The organism is Bacillus sp. G402 (assembly GCF_051172515.1).
Classification (GTDB): Bacteria; Bacillota; Bacilli; order Bacillales; family Bacillaceae; genus Bacillus; species Bacillus altitudinis.
In genome coordinates this window covers 856,696-874,593 of the sequence record NZ_JBPIZC010000002.1, presented here as the reverse complement: position 1 = coordinate 874,593, position 17,898 = coordinate 856,696, and the positions used below count along the sequence as shown (strand labels likewise).

Annotated in this window: 16 protein-coding genes; 10 read left to right on the top strand and 6 right to left on the bottom strand. The window is 40.5% G+C overall.

What is annotated here, in order from left to right; genetic code table 11:
• Position 1 precedes the first annotated feature (1 nt).
• From ACSBQP_RS13065 to ACSBQP_RS13055, 3 genes are all read right to left on the bottom strand, one after another.
• Positions 2–1,240 carry a carbohydrate ABC transporter permease gene (locus ACSBQP_RS13065; protein ID WP_007497272.1) on the bottom strand — a complete coding sequence of 413 codons (1,239 nt, stop codon included), beginning with the start codon at positions 1,238–1,240 and terminating at the stop codon, positions 2–4.
• Between the two features lie 145 nt (positions 1,241–1,385).
• Complete coding sequence (locus tag ACSBQP_RS13060) at positions 1,386–2,651, bottom strand: extracellular solute-binding protein (protein ID WP_435028475.1); 1,266 nt, start codon at positions 2,649–2,651, stop codon at positions 1,386–1,388.
• A 172-nt stretch (positions 2,652–2,823) separates the two neighbouring features.
• Positions 2,824–3,819, bottom strand: a complete 996-nt coding sequence (locus tag ACSBQP_RS13055) for a LacI family DNA-binding transcriptional regulator (RefSeq protein ID WP_060781579.1) — start codon at positions 3,817–3,819, stop codon at positions 2,824–2,826.
• 172 nt (positions 3,820–3,991) lie between these two features.
• On the opposite strand from ACSBQP_RS13055, the gene ACSBQP_RS13050 reads away from it, so the two are divergent.
• Together ACSBQP_RS13050 and ACSBQP_RS13045 are read left to right on the top strand one after the other, a co-directional pair.
• A complete protein-coding gene (locus ACSBQP_RS13050; RefSeq protein WP_148779878.1) occupies positions 3,992–4,885 on the top strand; it encodes a LysR family transcriptional regulator in 894 nt (297 codons plus the stop codon).
• Positions 4,886–4,953: 68 nt separating this feature from the next.
• On the top strand, positions 4,954–5,985 hold the full coding sequence (locus tag ACSBQP_RS13045) for an acyltransferase family protein (RefSeq protein ID WP_148779877.1): 1,032 nt from the start codon (positions 4,954–4,956) through the stop codon (positions 5,983–5,985).
• Between the two features lie 37 nt (positions 5,986–6,022).
• Here ACSBQP_RS13045 and ACSBQP_RS13040 read toward each other — a convergent pair whose 3' ends face one another.
• From ACSBQP_RS13040 to ACSBQP_RS13030, 3 genes are all read right to left on the bottom strand, one after another.
• Entirely contained in the window at positions 6,023–7,699 is a 1,677-nt protein-coding gene (locus tag ACSBQP_RS13040; protein ID WP_435028473.1) for a hypothetical protein, read from the bottom strand.
• An 82-nt stretch (positions 7,700–7,781) separates the two neighbouring features.
• A complete protein-coding gene (locus ACSBQP_RS13035) occupies positions 7,782–8,192 on the bottom strand; it encodes a hypothetical protein (protein WP_024720438.1) in 411 nt (136 codons plus the stop codon).
• A 12-nt stretch (positions 8,193–8,204) separates the two neighbouring features.
• The gene (locus tag ACSBQP_RS13030; protein WP_331833261.1) at positions 8,205–9,689 is read right to left on the bottom strand and encodes a lipase family protein; all 1,485 of its coding nucleotides are present in this window, start codon (positions 9,687–9,689) and stop codon (positions 8,205–8,207) included.
• A gap of 115 nt (positions 9,690–9,804) precedes the next feature.
• Here ACSBQP_RS13030 and ACSBQP_RS13025 point away from each other — a divergent pair, with 115 nt between their 5' ends.
• The 8 genes from ACSBQP_RS13025 (at position 9,805) to ACSBQP_RS12990 (ending at position 17,715) form a co-directional block, all read left to right on the top strand.
• On the top strand, positions 9,805–10,305 hold the full coding sequence (locus ACSBQP_RS13025; RefSeq protein WP_058213427.1) for a DUF1433 domain-containing protein: 501 nt from the start codon (positions 9,805–9,807) through the stop codon (positions 10,303–10,305).
• A gap of 86 nt (positions 10,306–10,391) precedes the next feature.
• Positions 10,392–10,874 (top strand): DUF1433 domain-containing protein, encoded by a 483-nt coding sequence (locus tag ACSBQP_RS13020; protein WP_435028472.1) that lies wholly within the window; start codon positions 10,392–10,394, stop codon positions 10,872–10,874.
• A 78-nt stretch (positions 10,875–10,952) separates the two neighbouring features.
• Positions 10,953–11,438: a DUF1433 domain-containing protein gene (locus tag ACSBQP_RS13015; protein WP_331833264.1), complete on the top strand. Its 486-nt coding sequence runs from the start codon at positions 10,953–10,955 to the stop codon at positions 11,436–11,438.
• Positions 11,439–11,537: 99 nt separating this feature from the next.
• Positions 11,538–12,473 carry a nucleoside hydrolase gene (locus tag ACSBQP_RS13010; protein WP_435028471.1) on the top strand — a complete coding sequence of 312 codons (936 nt, stop codon included), beginning with the start codon at positions 11,538–11,540 and terminating at the stop codon, positions 12,471–12,473.
• A gap of 116 nt (positions 12,474–12,589) precedes the next feature.
• Entirely contained in the window at positions 12,590–13,423 is an 834-nt protein-coding gene (locus ACSBQP_RS13005; protein ID WP_224564671.1) for a MurR/RpiR family transcriptional regulator, read from the top strand.
• A 185-nt stretch (positions 13,424–13,608) separates the two neighbouring features.
• Positions 13,609–15,153 carry a gluconokinase gene (gntK, locus tag ACSBQP_RS13000; protein WP_435028470.1) on the top strand — a complete coding sequence of 515 codons (1,545 nt, stop codon included), beginning with the start codon at positions 13,609–13,611 and terminating at the stop codon, positions 15,151–15,153.
• Between the two features lie 24 nt (positions 15,154–15,177).
• Positions 15,178–16,506: a GntP family permease gene (locus tag ACSBQP_RS12995; protein ID WP_008347326.1), complete on the top strand. Its 1,329-nt coding sequence runs from the start codon at positions 15,178–15,180 to the stop codon at positions 16,504–16,506.
• 108 nt (positions 16,507–16,614) lie between these two features.
• Positions 16,615–17,715, top strand: coding sequence for a DNA alkylation repair protein (locus ACSBQP_RS12990; RefSeq protein ID WP_435028500.1), 1,101 nt, complete (start codon positions 16,615–16,617; stop codon positions 17,713–17,715).
• The last annotated feature ends 183 nt before the right edge of the window (positions 17,716–17,898 follow it).

The following is a 17,898-nucleotide window of genomic DNA, read 5'->3' as shown; positions in this document are numbered from 1 at the left end:
ATCACATCATGTCCTCCTCTTTAAATGAATTCGTTCTCTTAAACTGCCAAAGTGCAATGGCAATGACGAAGATTGACAGTAAGATTGTAACAGCGGCAGCGAGTGCATATTGAGAAGACTGCATCGTCAGTTTGTAAATCCAAGACACCAAGATGTCTGTGCCCCCCGCTGTAGATCCAGCAACAGGTGGCCCCCCGCCATTAAATAAATAGATGATATTAAAGTTGTTAAAGTTAAACGTATATTGCGTGATTAATATAGGTGCAATTGAATAGAGGACAAGCGGTAATGTAATGGAACGGAATTTCTGAAAGAAATTTGCCCCATCAATGGTTGCAGCCTCGTATAAATCTTCAGGAATGGCCTGTAAAACGCCGGTTGTCATAATGAACACAAAAGGAAAACCAAGCCAAGTCTGCATCGCAATAAGAGCGATTTTGCTCCAAAATGGATCAGTCAACCATGGTTTTGGATCAATTCCAATCGATGCAAAAAGGGTATTGTTGATCGCACCAAACGTGTCGTTAAACAATCCTGCAAACACCAAAATGGTCACAAATCCTGGAACAGCCCACGGCAGAATCAAAATCGTTCTGAAAAACCGTTTTCCTTTTAAATCTTTTTGATTGAGCAGAACCGCTAGGAAAATGCCGACAGCACATTGAAGGGTCGATGCAGCCAACGTCCATACGACCGTCCAGCCTAGTACATCAATGAATGTGTCTCTCCAAATATCGATTGAAAAGATATTTTGAAAGTTTTTGATGCCTACCCAATCAATGAGATTGGCAGGAGGCGAGTGGTATAAATCATAGTTTGTAAAGGCCAGCGCAAAGCTGAACATAATAGGAAAGACAACAGAGAATAGAAGTAAAAAGAAAGCAGGAGTGCTCATTAAGTAAGGAAAGCCTTGGTCGATGAGCTGATGGTATTGAGCACGGATGGAATGAAGCGGAACCCCTTGATCACGTTTCTTTCCGTTCATAAATGCATCTCGTATCATGAGTACATAAAAACCGATGCCAAATCCAGCTGTTAAAAGTGCAATAATTCCTTTTGCTAAAAGGAAAACAGAGTTGTCACGAGGCAGCATCGTACCAAGTGTGAACAGCCCCCAGAAGCCAATATTGAATAAATCATAAAACACTACTAGAAAAGAAACGCCAAACAGGAAAAAGAGTGCCCCTTTGCCATACTGTTTGTTGTATATTTGCCCCATCCCGGGTATAAGAGAGAACATTAGCGCCCGTCTCCGGTGTGTCTTTGATTCCACTATGTGTGTGCGGTCTAGTTCAAGGTTACCCGTCACGTTTAACACCTACTTCATATGAAATTAGATCAAGTGCAGGCAGCATGATAGATGAACAGCTACCTGCGCTTGATGTTTATTTGGAGTGATTCGCTTTAATTTGCGAGTCGATTTGTTTAACCGCATCATCAAATGCCTTTTTCACATCGGTACGGCCAGTCGCAATCAGCCCTAATGCGCTGTCAATCGGTTTCCACACCTCTGCCATCTCTGGATTGTTCGGTGTCAGCGTGGCATATTTCGTTTGCTTTGAAACAGCATCCGCATTAGCGTTTTCAGTAATGACTGGGTCTTTCATCAGCTTTTTCACTGGTGGAATTTCCTCTGTGACTTCAAAGCGCTTTTTCGAATTTTTTTCGTTCGTGATAAACTCAACAAATTTCTCGGCAAGTTCTTTATTTTTAGAATAAGAGGAGACGTTGTAGCTCTTTACACCTAAGAACGAGCTCATATGTTTTCCGTTAGGGAGTGTTGGCAGTTCCGTCACGCCATAGTCGATACCCGCTTCTTTATAAGGACCAAATGACCATGGACCAGAAATCACAGCCGCTGCCTTTTTCTCAGTGAATAAGGAATTGAGGACATTGATTCCTTGCTCACCAATGATGCCTTTCGGGAAAAGTCCTTCGCTAAAGAATGTCTGAATGTATTTTCCGCCTTCAATGGCACCATCGTTATTAAGACCAATATCATTGACGTCATAAGACCCATCGTTTTTCTGTTTGAAAATATAGCCGCCTGAACCGCCTAATACACTTTGTGCGTAATAAATTTCATCCCACTTCGCAACAAAACCGTATTTCCCGTCCTTTGTCAGCTTTTTCGAAAGGTCATACCAGCCATCGAGTGTCGTTGGTGCCTTTTTCACAAGGTCTTTGTTATAGAAAAGCACAGTGGTTTCAACGGATTTTGGCAGGCCATACAGCTTACCATCTATCGTTTGTGATTGAATCGATTCGTCTGTGAAGGAATTGATTACTTTTTGATCTGGTTTGATTTCTTGTAACAATCCCTCTGTGACAGCTGATCCAATTTGGTCGTGAGGCATGGTGATGACATCTGGACCAGTGCCGGCTGCGCCATCAAGACGAAGCGCTTCAATTTGGTCGGCATATGCTTTTTCGACTACTTTGACTTTCACGTCGTTTTGTTTTTCAAATTCTTTGACAGCGTCTTGAATCCCATCAGACTTTTTGACATCCTCCCACACTAGCAAGGTCTTTGTACCTGTAGATGCCGGCTGTGTACCGCTTGAATTGTCATCTCCTGGTCCGCATGCTGACAGCAGAAGCACAGCAGTACCAACGACTGCCGATAATGTCGCCCATTTTCCCTTTTTCATTCGTAATCCCCTCTCGTTCTTTTTTCACAGATGATAAGAAAACGCTTTCTTAATGTGAGAATATCAACTTGAGTAAAAAAAGTAAACACATTTTATTAAATTTATTAAGTAAAATTTTTTACTGAAATAAAGAGAAAAGAAGCCCACCATATACGGCAGGCCTTCCAGCTGTTTATATCGTGCTTTTCCGAAAGACAGGTTCTGAGGCAATCAGCACGGTTTTTGGTAATGTTCTGCCATCAACAAGTCTTTCTAAAAGTAAATCGACAGCTGTTTCGCAAAGTAAAGAGGTATGGATGTGATAAGTTGTGAGCGGTGGTGACACATATTGAGAGACGTGAATATCGTTGATACTAAAGACACTCACTCGATTTGGTAAAGAAAAACCGCGTTCATTTAATGCTTGTAAACAGCCTATCGCAAGAGGATCACTTGCGACACAAAAAGCGGTTGGCAGGTGATCACCGAGCTCGTCGATCGCCTTCATCATCAATGAATAGCCTTCATCTACAGAGAAGTGGTGACCGATATAGACCAATTGTTCATCCAGTTTGTTGTGTGCTGTCATGTACTGGCGGAAGGTCGTTTCACGAATATCTGGAATACGTCTATTTGTATTGAGATCAAGATCTGTCCCGCCAATAAATCCGATGGATGTGTGCTGTTTTTCGATAAAAGAATCAATAATCTTTTCTACAATTCGTTTCAGGTTTGGTTTTACAGAATCAAAGCGGTCTTCATCTGGTGATGTATCAATAAAGACGATATGTTTTGTGATCGCATATAATTGATCCAGCTCAGTTTTTTTAAATCGACCGATGGCGATGATGCCTTCTGTAGAAGGATCAATAGAATGAAGACCATCAGATGGGTTGTAAGCGGTAACATTTAAGCTTCGGGTATTGGTGAGTTCCTCGATGCCTAGACGAATGGATTTAAAATAAATATCTTCAAGCTCTTCTTTTTCGGTCATCCAATAGAGAAAGGCAATTTTTTTTAGTGAATGTTTGAATGTCTTTTTTTGATAGGACAAAGCTTCTGCTGCCGCGTATACTCTCTCACGTGTTTGATCTGTAACAGATAGGTTGGGATCTTGGTTCAATACGCGAGACACGGTAGCGATGGATAATCCGGCTTTTTCCGCAATGTCCTTTATTTTAGCTGCCAAGTCAGCACCTCCTATAGAAAATATCTCCTTTCAGTATAGAGTCTTTAAAAAAATTAGTAAATATTTTTATTAAATTGATTGCGTTTAGACTGTTCTTTACGATCTCGAAAGGAATTAGTAAGATATATGTATTGAAGATGTAGGATTAAGATTTCTGATAGGAGAGGGACAGATGTATTATGATGCACTGAAGACATTTGTGACAGTTGTGGAAGAGAAAAACTTTACTAAAGCAGCTCAGAAGCTACGGATTTCTCAACCGAGTGTCAGTCTTCACATTAAGAACTTGGAGCAGGAATTTCAGACGGTTCTGCTCAATCGTTCGCCAAAGCAATTAACGGTGACGCCAACAGGGGATATGCTGTACCATCGATCAAAACAAATCATTCGTTTATATGAACAGGCGAAGCAGGATATTTATGAGCATCATCATCTGGCACGAGGGAAGCTCACGATTGGAGCGAGTTTTACCATTGGGGAGTATGTGCTGCCGCAAATTTTGGCACAATTTCATCAGCTCTATCCGCATGTTGATATTGAGGTAGTCATTGATAATACAGAGGCGATCGCTAGACATGTTCGGTTGTTCCATGTCGACATCGGACTGATCGAAGGACAAACCAATGACAAAGAACTCTCTGTAGAAACGTTCCTAGAGGATGAACTGTATATCGTTGCCCCATTAGACCATCCGTTTGCAAAGAAAAAGGATGTCACCATTGATCAATTGCAAAATGAAACATGGATCACAAGAGAAGAGGGATCTGGGACAGGAGAATACTTACAGCACGTCCTGAAATCAAATGGACTGAAAGCGCGGACCTTTGTGACATTTAGCAGTAATCAAGCGATTAAAGAAGCTGTCATTCATGGAATGGGGCTGTCTGTTTTATCTAAATATGTGCTCCAGCGGGGCAGCATTGGCGGAGAATTGGCTGTCATTTCTGTGAGGGGAATGGACTTTAAACGGACATTTTCCTATGTCGAATCCCCGATGACAGGTGGGAATAAGAATAAGGAATTGCTTGTTGAGTTGTTGAAGGAGGAGAACACGCGAGTGAACTAACATTTTAGATGGAGATGTTGAAAGTAAGCAAGGATCATTGAAATTATAGTATATAGGAGATTAGTTAATTGATACGTAATAGAGATTATAAACTAGATAATGTAAAGGCACTACTTATTACTTTAGTAGTAATAGGTCATCTGGCAGATTTTTATGTGTATACTTCTACAAATATGAAATTTATATATTTTTTTATTTATATATTTCATATGCCGCTATTTATATTTTTATCAGGTTATTTCATTAAAACGACTATTAATGGTGGCAGATTTAAAGTTGAAAAAGTAATATCGTATTTTTTGCTATATTTATTATTTGAAGTGATCATGTATGCTCTTTTTAAATATGTATTTTCCGTTGAAGAAACAAGATTTAATACATTCAACGAGATTGATGCCCCATGGTATTTACTTGCTATGTCTATTTGGATTATTTTAACCTATGTGTTAAAACAAATTAAACCTTTATTTTTAGTATTATTATCAGTGTTATCAGGAATTTTAATTGGATATGACTCATTTGTTGGTGATTATTTAGTTTTATCAAGAGTTATTGTATTTTTCCCGTTTTTCCTACTGGGTTATTACATAGACCAGAATAAATTCGTAACTTTTCTTTCTTCGCAAAAGCTGAGAATTTTATCTCTGATGGTTTTAATAATCTCTTTTTTATTTGTGTTTTTTAATATTGAATATATATATCAATTTAGGGGTTTCTTAACCGGACGCAATTCTTATGAAGTTTTAAAACAACCTATATACGGTGGTTTTTACCGTATGGTTTTTTATCTTTTAGCCGTTATATTATCAACAGCGTGCTTGTTTATTGTCTCTAAGTCGAAAACAATTTTCACTATAATTGGGCAGAGAACCTTACAAATATATATTCTACATATGCCTTTCATATATATATTACATCATTTTCATTTCACCGAGTGGTTAGTGTCCATCTCTCAACAACATTGGCTAAAGTTATATATTCTTTTTTCTATACCGATGGTAATATTTTTATCTTTCAAACCTTTAGGTTGGCCTTTTCACTTCATAATGCGATTGAAATTTAAAAGTTTATTAAAAGCAGATAATAAAAATCCGGGCTAGAGTGTTAGCACCGGATTATTTTAATAAGCGATTCTGTTTATAGTTCTTTGATCTTAAGCAGGTCAACTGGTAGGAAAATCTCACCTGTATCTGTGTACTTCATGGTGACTTGATCGCCTTCTTTTAAATAAATAATAAGAGGCTCTTTTTCAGATGACATGGTGTAGTTTTTCCCATCGTCTAGTAAGAAGGTGACGGTTGTATAATCACCGGTCTTTTCCTTATACACCCTTTTCACTTTACCTGTTGACTCTTTCTTTTCTTGCTTTGATGAACTATTGACGGTACCACCGCCTTTTTGAAGAGCTGTTTTATAGGCTCTTAGTGCTTCATTTGGTGTAGAAGCGTATGCGGCGATCTCAGGATTGGCTGCCGAAACAATAAAGTAGTTTTGCAGGAACCCGTTTGAATCGAGAACAGGTGTAAGCCAGCTGGCTTCCCCGTAGAAATTATAAAGAATCGGCATGCGGCCCTTCCATTTCTTCTCGATAAATCGTTTCTCAATAATTTGCAAAGCTCCCTGTGAATCCATGTAGGATTCTTCAAGATTACCCGTATAATACGTAGCTTTTCCTGTTCGGGCATTTGTCAGTGCATACCCGAGCATGGAATCAACGCCCTCTTTTGGACTGGTGAAATCTGTGAAGTAATACATATCCCCTTTTGAATCAAACACTGGACTTACATTGGCTTCCGTTCCCTCGTCTGAAGGCAGTTTCACATCTGATTTTCCAAACATACTGTTCCAGAAACCATGAACATAGTTGCCGAAGTAACTATTTTGCAGACTGACGGCCTCTGGCGAAACAGCGCCATCAATAAAGGCTGGTACTTTGTCTAAGGAATATTTCTTCGTTTCACCCGTTTTGGCATCCACAACAACCACACCTGAAGCTTTAAACCCGTTTCGTGCAGAGATGAAATCTCCAAATGTTTGGATGTAATAAGGCTTGCCATCATCATTGATCTCGAGCTGCGTATCTCCATAGAAAATCAAATCTGGATACTGAAGACGGATATGCCGCTCAATTTCCTTATTGAAATAGGAAGAAGGCGTATAGACCATCTCGGTTTTCACAAACTTTGGATTGGCAGATGAGTCGGTCGCACTTAATGTAAAGTAACCTGGTGTGCTACCAGAACGAATCCATTTAAAGAAATCGGAGAACTCGACGGGTGCGATATACACATACTCACCATTGACCTTCTGAATTTGCAAGCTGCCCAGCTCGTAGTAGCTCGTGTTTGGCACCTGTCCGAACGATTTCTTCATCTTATTGCGAGCAAATTGCGGTGGTACACTCGCAGGTGTTTCTGTCTCATCAAACGCTTTGATTTCGACTTTTTGATCCATCTTAGACACGTCGAATTTCTCATTTGCATTGAATAGAAAAGCGGTTGCCATATAAACACCGAGCAACAATAATATGAGAAATAAAACGCCCTTGATCTTCCGCTCCAATCCCACTGATAAAAAGGTACCTGCTGCTGTCACAACAAGTCCAATGAGCCACAGTGATGATGGGTTGCGGTCTAAATTGGTGATGTAGTAGAAGCCGAAAATCCCGATGATGAACAGCAGGGCAAGTCCTGCAATCCACATAAGGGGCACCTGTTGTTCGGTCCCTTTCTTTCTAACGATCAACCTGAGTGGTGTGAGCAAAAGGGTCAAGACAAGACCGATCACAACCGAAAATAACAACATATATCCCACAAACAGATCTCCTTTCAAATCAATCACTCTTTTAGTATATACGAGTGAGACAGGGAAAAGATTCACCGGATAGAAGGTTCATTTAAATGCCGATCGAGTCGATGGCGGATTGAACATCTTCTTTCAGCTCAAAAAATGTGAGTCTTTTTTCGATTTTTTCGATTAAGGCGTCAATGGCTTCACCTGACATATGGGTTTGGATGTTCCTTTGATGTTTGTACACGTTAATCAGAAGGTCATCAATCAGATCTACTATTTTTTTGGCTTCTTGGCGATCCTCTGCAAATTCATTTTGAAGTTGATGCCGGATGGCTCTAATCAGCGCTGTTTTCTGTTCTTCTTTGATCTTTGCCTTCAAAGCAGCTAGCTCTGCTGGTGTCATGTCTTCCGTGTTAAAGTTTGCTTGAGAGAAGATGGAGCTAGATGTATGCGTATCTGTGACTCTCTGCAAAAAACGATCTGCGTCTGTTGGTTGTTTCTTTGAAAATTCCATTTGTCGTACTCCTTAAGAAATCCCCATATTCTTGGCAAGGGTTGTATCTGCATCGTGGTATTGTTTTCCTAGCTGGCTCATATCATCTGATATTGAGTCCATCCACCTTTTCATATCCATCGCATGATCAATCGCTGCATCATACTTTTTGACCGAATAGAACTCATTTTCAAGACCCTCTGTTTTTAAGTGGCGAATGACAGCATCCACATCTGAAGCCGTCAGCTGGTCATACGAACCAAAACCGACAATTTGTTTGTATCTTGAACGAACGCGTTCCACCGATTGATCCACTTTGTCATCGAGTTTCTCAATTTTACGAATGATTTGCTGCATATGGTGCTCGGCATATGTGGAGAATGCACGACCTGTGTTCATAAGAACATGCGACTTGATTAAAATCGCTACCACACTTTGCGGGTGAACATTTGATTGGCTCAATTGATGTAACATGGCGGCAGTGAGAGAAGGGTTTTTTCTCAACATATCATCAATGGTTTGAACGGAGCCATCTGACGAAAAGGAATACCGGTCTAAGCCATGGCTGCCGGCGAGGGCTTCAAGAAATAAATTCGCATCAAGTGAAGGATTCACACTCATTGCCCGATTGAGGAGATTTTTCATAAATTGGACGGCTTTTGAGGAGTCCTCAGTGTAATCGACGCCTTCAGGTAAAGCGGCATCATACATCACTTTCACACGACCGATTTCTGTCGTATGACGATTTAAGAGAGATAGCCCGTCATTGAGATTGATATATTCTGTTAATCTATTGCGGTAATCACCTTTTAATGCTTTGGCTTGCAGACCATCCGATAGATTTGGGTAAATATTCGGATTCTCAAAGGTGACCCCGCCTTTAATAAAATCATTTTTGACAAGAACATAAGAAGCATTTGACCCGCCAAGTGAATGCCCTGTCACATACATCTTCGCATTCGGCATTTTCTTATGGATCTCTTTCGCATACCGGTCCGCTTGCACCATTTGATTCTCTGCGCCGTGTTCAAAAGGGATATTTTTAATCAAATACTTCGTATCTGAAATCAACCAATCTTGTACAATCTCATTTGTATAGGTCGTTGTCCCTGTCGTCATCTTCGTCGTCACTTTCTTTGACGTCTCTGACTGGCTAAAAGGAGGCAGCATTGTCAAAATGGTAGAAAGAAGATCATCTGACTCTTTTTTTCCATGTTTTTTAATGGTATCTTTATATTGGCCTGCGCCAATCGGTTCTGACCCGCGGTAGGCGATGACGGCGTTTTTGATTTTGGTGAGGTCTTTTCCTCCATCGGAGCGCTCAAAATCTTCTTCTGATACAAGGGTTAGTGAGTTAAGACCTTTTTTTGTTTCTTGGTGGTCAACAACATACATTATTTTACCATTTTTCAAGTGTATATCTTTAGAATTTTCATAGTTGAAGATATCATAAGATGCTGATGATATTTCATTATATTCTTTATCGCTAAGTTGATTAATTGCATAATTTTTGGTCAACATTTACACTCCTGTAATAATTATCATGTATATTATAAGATATTGTATGATAAATATCTATAAAAAAAGGTATAAAAACCTATCGATTGAATATTTAAAAGGTGGGATAATTTTTGTGAAAAATACATTTAAGGTTGTACTGATTGTTTTGATTACTATCGTTTTTATTCTAGTATTATCACTTGTTTTTCAAAAAGATAAAGAAAAAAAATTGAATGAATCAGAAGGTGAAACAATCGTGAAAGAGAAGAACGATTTAAAACAAGCAAAAGAATTCGCAGAAGAAATGAAACCGAAAGTAGAGGAACGTTTACATAAAATAGATATTCACAACTTTATTAAAACCATTACGTTCGATAAGGGAGTAAATGTTAATCCAATGGGTTATATAATAATTAGAGGATATATTAATGGTAACCCAGAAAAGTATGACTTCTCTGCATCATTAGAATATCGATCTAAGGAAGTAGGTACCATGACTTTTTCTCCTGAATTATCTTATCGATTTAAAGACTGGGATAAATTCAAAGATGAACCTGAACTAAAGGAAAACTATCTTAAAAGACTCTCCGAAAAAGAACGTGAACAGTATCTTAAAGATATTGGAGAAAAATAATAAAGCAGGTAATCACCTACCTGTTTTTTATTTTGTCAATTTCATTAGTCGATGGATTAAAAATCCATTAAGGAGTTTTGCTTTTTATGAGAAATACAATGAAGTTTTCTATTATAATTGTGGCCGTCATCATTTCAGTAACTGTTTTTATTGTAGAGTACATTAATAAGAGTCTGTCAGATGAAGTAGTGGAAGAGAAAAGTGATCAGGAAAAAGCAGAAGATTTTGCAAAGAAGATGAAACCTAAGGTTGAAGAGCACTTACACAAAAGAGATATTCATCACTTTATCAAAACCATAACGTTTGAAAAAGAAGTGACCATCAATCCTATGGGGGATATTATAATCGATGGCTATATAAATAATGAACCGGAGAAGTACGGATTTTCAGCTTCTTTACAATATAGAGCTAAAAAAATAGGTTCAATGAGTTATGATCCTGAGTTGTCATATCGTTTTAAAAATTGGGATAAATTTAAAGATGAACCAGAATTAAAGGAAAACTATCTTAAACGACTCTCTGAAAAAGAACGAGAGCAATATCTAAAGGACATTGGAGAAAAAGAGTGAAGCAGGTGTCTACTCACCTGTTTTATTTTTTTATTATCATTAATTGAGAAGTATTGATTGTAAGGAGTGTTGCGTTGTATGAAAAATACTTTAAAACTTGTATCTGTTTTGGTCGTTATCATCATTGTCTCAGTGACTTCGTTAATCACTCAGCACAATAAGCAAAGTAAACCAAATGATGTGGTAAAAGAAAAGAGCGATCAAGAAAAAGCAGAAGAGCTTGCAGAAAAAATGAAGCCTAAAATAGAAGAATGTTTACGCAAAGAAGACATCCATCACTTTATTAAGACCATAACGTTTAAGAAAAGAGTAACTATTGATCCGATGGGCTACATTGTAATTAGAGGATATATAAATGATGAACCGGAAAAGTACGGTTTCTCAGCTTCTTTACAATATAGAGCTAAAAAAATAGGTTCAATGAGTTATGACCCTGATTTATCAGACCGCTTTATAGATTGGGAAGAATATAAAGATGAGCCGGAAGTGAAAGAAAATTACCTTAAAAGTTTTACTAAGGAGGAACTTGAACAGTATCTGAGAGACATTGGAGAAAAAGAGTGAAAAATATCCGTTAGCCGTATGTTCTTTAAAAAACGATGACCAAAGTAATATGCTATCATTCCCCTAACAACACTTACAAACAAGGGAGAGTTTTCAAACATGGCAAATAAAAAGAAATTGATCTTGGATGTAGACACTGGAATTGATGATGCGATTGGTATTTTGCTTGCAGTGAAAAGTAAGCGGTTTGATATGTTGGGGATCACAACGGTGTGCGGGAATGTGTCTGTTGAAGCGGCTACGTTGAATACGTGTAAAGTGCTTGAGCTGGTTGAGGCAGAGGAGATCCCTGTCATCAAAGGTGCAGTAACGCCTCTTTTGAGAGCTCCTCATTATGAACATCGGGTGCATGGGGAGGATGGAATTGGCGGCGCTTTAAAGGACGCCCGGCCTAAGAAGACCGCAGATGAAGGTTTTGCGCCTGATTTTATCATTGACCAAGTGCTGAAGTATTCGAAGCAGGTTACGCTCGTGTTGACAGGGCCGTTAACGAATTTAGCCCTTGCGGTAAAAAAATGCCCTGAGCTGATCCATCATGTGAAAGAAGTCATTTTTATGGGGGGTGTCGTGAAGGGACAGGGAAATGTCACACCGGTTGCGGAATTTAATACATATGCAGATCCAGAAGCGGCGAAATTGGTGCTGGAGGCTGGTTTCCCTTCATTGACTCAAGTAGGGCTGGATGTCACAAGACAGGTCTTGTTAACGGATGAGAGAATTAATGCCATTCAAAATGAAACGTTAGCCAGTTATATCAGAGAGAGCACAAGCATTTACCGCCAGCGCTATTTTGAGCGGAATGGGGTGTGGGCATGTGCCATGCATGATCCGCTTGCTGTAAGTCTTGCAATTGATAAACAACTTGTGAATACACAGGCTTTTCATGTAGAAGTGGAGACGAAGAGTGAGTTCTGCGATGGTCAAATGATATGTGATTTTCAGCACCAATGGGGAAAAGATCGCAATCTTCGAGTGTGTATGGATGTAGATGCTGAAGGGTTTTTTGATTTAATGATCAAAGTCTTGAATTCTTAAAAAAGAAGTCTGTGCAAACAGGCTTCTTTTTTATAAGATGGGAACATGAGGAAATGTATGCGCTCACATGAATGAGGAAGGAGTGAAGTCAATTGGCTTCTGTCAGTTTAAGTAGTATGGATAAGATAAGGGCAGCAAGCAGAGGATTGCCGCCAAAACTGAAAGCAATTGCTGAGCACATTACAAGTGAGCCCCGCGACATCATCCATTTGTCGATTGTCGAGCTTGCCAAAAAGACAGCGAGCTCAGAGGCAACGATATTTCGTCTTTGTAAAAGGCTTGGATTTGAGGGGTATCAAGATTTGAAGATTGCTATTGCCCAGGAAATAGACCAAACGAAGCCTGATTATGTAGATGAAGAGATGAGTCTTGACGATGATACTGCCGTTTTTATGCAAAAGGTATTTCAGGCAAACATCACTGCATTAAAGGATAGTTTTCAATTGTTGAATCCAGAAGATGTAGAAAAAGCCGTACAATTAATCCATGGGGCAGAGCGCTTAGAGTTTTATGGCAGTGGTGGGTCTGGCCTCATCGCCACAGATGCTTTCCACAAATTTATGAGAACAGGCATCAACTGTATTGTTCATACAGATTCTCACTTTCAAGCGATGTCGGCAGGTCTGCTTGATCAAAAGAGCACAGTGCTTGGTATATCTCATTCTGGTCGAAATAAGGATTTACTGGATGCGATGAAAACAGCCAAGGAAAAAGGAGCGAAAACCATTGGCATTACAAGCTATCAGCGTTCTCCATTGAGTCAGCTTGCAGATGTCACGCTGTATACATCAACGCAAGAAACGGCTTTCCGAACGGAAGCGATGTCTGCTAGGCTTGCCCAGCTTACTGTGATTGATGTGCTATATTTTGCGCTTGCACATTTAAGGCAGCAGGAAACATTAACAAACTTAAAGCAAATGAGAGAAACCATCTCTCAAAAAAGAGTGTAATGGTTTCAAAAATAAATTTTTCTATTAGTGAAAAATGCTGTTGTGGTAACGATTCTAAGGTTTTAAATGAAAATTATTTTCTTTTTGATCGTTGAATGTCGAAAAAAATATTCCTATAATGGGATTTATCAGGTACACCGGCACCACGACACTTTATTTCAAATCAATGATTGGGCGTGATACAGATGAAGGGAAACCAGGCGGTAATTGGTTTGGATATTGGAACAACAAGTACAAAGGCGGTTCTATTTGGACCACAGGGGAAAGTCATATCAAAGCATTCTGTTCCTTATGACCTCATTCACCCCCAGCCAGCATGGGTTGAGCAGAACCCTGAACATATTTTAGATGCTGTGATTGCGAGTGTAAGAGGCGCATTGACGAAAGCAGCATTTGATGCAAAAAACCTCATAGGTGTGGGAATTAGTACGGCGATGCATTCCTTAATCGTCATGGATGAGAATGGAAAAGCATTAACAAACAGTATCATTTGGGCTGATAACAGAAGTGCAGAACAAGCGAAACGAATCATAACGGACTTAGATGGCTTTCAAATTTATAAAAGAACCGGAACACCGATCCATCCAATGTCACCGCTTTCAAAAATACGATGGATCAAGGAAATGACACCTGACGTCTTCAATCAGGCAGCAAAATTCATTTCCATCAAAGAGTATGTTCTTTATCATTTCTTCGGTCAGTATGTGGTCGATTATTCAATTGCATCAGCAACAGGACTGTTCCGATTGGAAACGCTTCAATGGGACGAGGAGGCCCTACGTATTGCAGGAATTCAGGTGAATCAGCTGTCTGAACTTGTTCCAACGACGCATCAGCTGCGTGGGCTTCAGCCAGAAATTGCGCTGCGAATGGGCATTGAAGAAGATACACCATTTGTTGTGGGTGCGAATGACGGTGTCCTAGCGAATCTTGGTGTTGGTGCGATTGGCAAAGGTGAGGTAGCAGTCACGATTGGGACAAGTGGTGCAGTACGTACAGTCGTAGATCAGCCGATTACAGATGAGCAATCAAGAACATTTTGCTATGCATTGACGGACAAGCACTGGGTAGTCGGAGGACCGACCAATAACGGCGGGATTATGCTGAGATGGCTGAAGGATGAATTTGGGTCGTCAGAGGTGGAGGTAGCGAAGCGTCTAAGTGTAGACCCTTACGATCTGATGATTGATATTGCAGAGAAGGTTCCAGCTGGCTCAGAAGGACTGCTGTTTCTACCATTTTTAACAGGTGAGCGTGCACCTTATTGGAATCCAAACGCAAGAGGCACGTTCTTCGGGATTGGTCTTCAGCATAAGCGCGAGCACTTTATTAGAGCCGTGTTAGAAGGCGTCATTATGAGTGTTTTCTCGATCGGTGTGGCACTAAGAGATTTAACAGGTCCAGCGAAGGATGTCCGGGCTTCTGGTGGATTTGCGAGATCCCCGCTATGGAGGCAGATTTTGGCGGATACGATGGGCAGAGAAGTGCTCGTTCCAGAAAGCTACGAGGCTTCCGCACTTGGGGCGGCTGTCCTTGCACTTCATAGTTTAGGTCATATGGAAGAGATAGAAGAAGTACAGGAATGGATTCGTATTTCTGCTCGCCATGAACCAAATATGGAGAACAACGAAACATATATAGAGCTATTTTATTTATATGAGCGTCTCTATGACAAACTGAAGGATGAATTTGATGTCATTAGTGCGTTGCAATTAAAACAAAATCGTTAAACATCGGGGAAAAGGTGGGAGAACATGCTTTTATTCATTGTGATTGCGGCGATTGTCCTTTTACTCATTCTCATTACAGTCGCTAAGTTGAATCCGTTTGTGAGTTTGATTATTACCTCTATGCTAGTAGGTTTTGCTACAGGAATGGATTTACAGGAAATCATTCAATCGATTAAAACGGGATTAGGGAACACGTTATCATTACTGGCGATAGTGCTAGCGCTTGGGACCATGCTTGGGAAAATGATGGCCGAGTCAGGGGGCGCTGAGCGGATCGCTCAAACACTCATCAGTCGTTTTGGGACGAAGAATGTGCATTGGGCGATGATGTTTGTAGCCTTTATCGTGGGGATACCTGTCTTTTTCCAGGTCGGATTTGTTCTTCTCATTCCTTTACTCTTTACCATTGCGATTGAAACGGGCATTTCGCTTGTGACGATTGGGATTTCATTAATCGCAGGCTTGTCTGTTGTGCATGGGTTAGTCCCGCCTCATCCAGCTGCAATGGCAGCAGTAGGCATCTATCATGCCAACGTGGGGAAAACGATTTTCTTTTCAATCATCGTCGGTTTGCCAACAGCTATTATTGCTGGACCGTTGTATGGTAAGTGGATTGGAAAGCGAATACATAAACCAGTTCCAGAGCTGCTCAGAAAGCAATTCACGGAACGACATGCTGATCGGAAGCTTCCTGGTTTTGCGAATACGATGTTTACCATTTTGGTGCCGGTCATTCTTATGTTGCTTGCCACGTTGGCGGACATTATTTTGCCAGAGGATAGTATGTGGTATCAGATGTTCAAGTACATTGGAGATCCCATAACAGCTTTATTGATTGCGACAGTGTATTCTTTCTTTAGTCTTGGCTTTATACAAGGGATGAGCCGTGACCGAGTGCTGTCATTCAGTAACGATTGTTTGGGACCGATCGCTTCCATTCTGCTTGTGATTGGTGCAGGCGGAGCGTTCAATAATGTACTGATCGATTCAGGCGTTGGGGATTATATTGCTGATTTAGCCAAACACTCCCCAATCTCACCGATTTTACTTAGCTGGCTGATTGCTGCGGTTATTCGTGTGGCAACAGGATCAGCTACAGTATCCATGATGACAGCGGCCGGAATTGTAGCCCCAATCGCTGCATCCATGCCGGATGTGAGCAGAGAGCTGCTTGTTTTAGCAACAGGAGCGGGTTCACTGATTTTGTCTCATGTCAATGACTCTGGTTTTTGGCTGATCAAAGAGTATTTTGGTATGACCATCAAAGAGACGTTCTTGACTTGGACGGCTATGGAGACCATCATTTCCGTTAGCGCCATTGCATTTATTATGATCATTAATATGTTTATATAACGGCACAACAGCTCAATCCTTCGGAATTGGGCTGTTTTAGCTTGTTGTTATGCCGCTTTTGACAATTTAGGATAAAATAATGATATTGAGCTATGGGAGGCGGACACGATCGAACCTTTAAAACATGTATATAATGAACCATTTATTCAACATTTAGCAGAAAAACTGGCGCAAGCGTCAACTGTATTTGATGCTGATCACTTTCAGCAGCTCGTGTTTCAAGAGGATTGGGAGCAGCTGGAGTTAAAAGGACGAATGAGAAGAGTGACTGAATCGATGCACGCCTGTCTGCCTGTGGATTATGAGAAGGCAATCGATGTACTGCGTCAGACAGCACCGCATTTTACAGGGCTCAGTGCGCTTGTATTTCCAGACTACGTCGAGACATATGGTGTTGACCATTGGGATATCTCGATCAAAGCACTTGAATTCTTTACACCGTTTTCCACTGCTGAATTTGCCGTTCGACCTTTTCTCATTCAAGATCAAGAGAAAATGCTGGCGCAGATGCTTGTGTGGTCACAGGATCAAAATGAACATATTCGCCGTCTCGCTAGTGAAGGATGCAGGCCTCGTTTGCCGTGGGGATTATCCGTCCCTGCGCTGAAAAAGGACCCTTCTGTCACGCTGCCCATTTTAGAAAATTTGAAGTCAGATTCGGCCAAGTATGTGCAAAAAAGTGTAGCGAATCATTTAAATGATATTTCTGCAATTCAGCCAGACCTCATGAAGCAAATGGTCAAAAGCTGGTATGGAACCAATGAACATACAAACTGGATTGTCAAACATGCATCCCGTACGTTATTGAAAAAAGGCGATCCAGATATCATGGCTTTATTTGGCTATGGAGATGATCCGTCTATCCAAGTAACGGATTTGAAGGTGACGCAAGCCCCCGTTCGTATTGGAGAGAAGCTGACCTTCCATTTTATTCTTCAGGTTGATAAGCCATTAAAGCTGCGCGTAGAGTATGCCATTGATTACGTGAAAGCTCGTGGTACACGCAATCAAAAGGTATTTAAAATCACAGAATTTGAAACAGGATCGGCGCTGCATAGAGAATTTGTCCGGTCACAGTCGTTTCAAAATATGACAACGAGAAAGCACTATGAGGGCATTCATACATTAACCATCATCATCAACGGCATCCCAAAAGCGTCTGTTGATTTCGAAGTCGCAGCAGCTGCTCATGAAAAAACCCGCCACTGAGGCGGGTTTCAGCGTGTAGACAAACCCTCGCATTCGGTGTCATTCCTGCGCGCTGGTGCTCACGAATGTCAAATTCGCTCCGCGCCAGTACTCGTCCTTCCTAGGGCTGCAAAGGTTTTCTATCACGCTGAAAAGAAGACAAAGGGCTAAAATCAAGTTCATTTTAGCCCTTGTCAACAATTT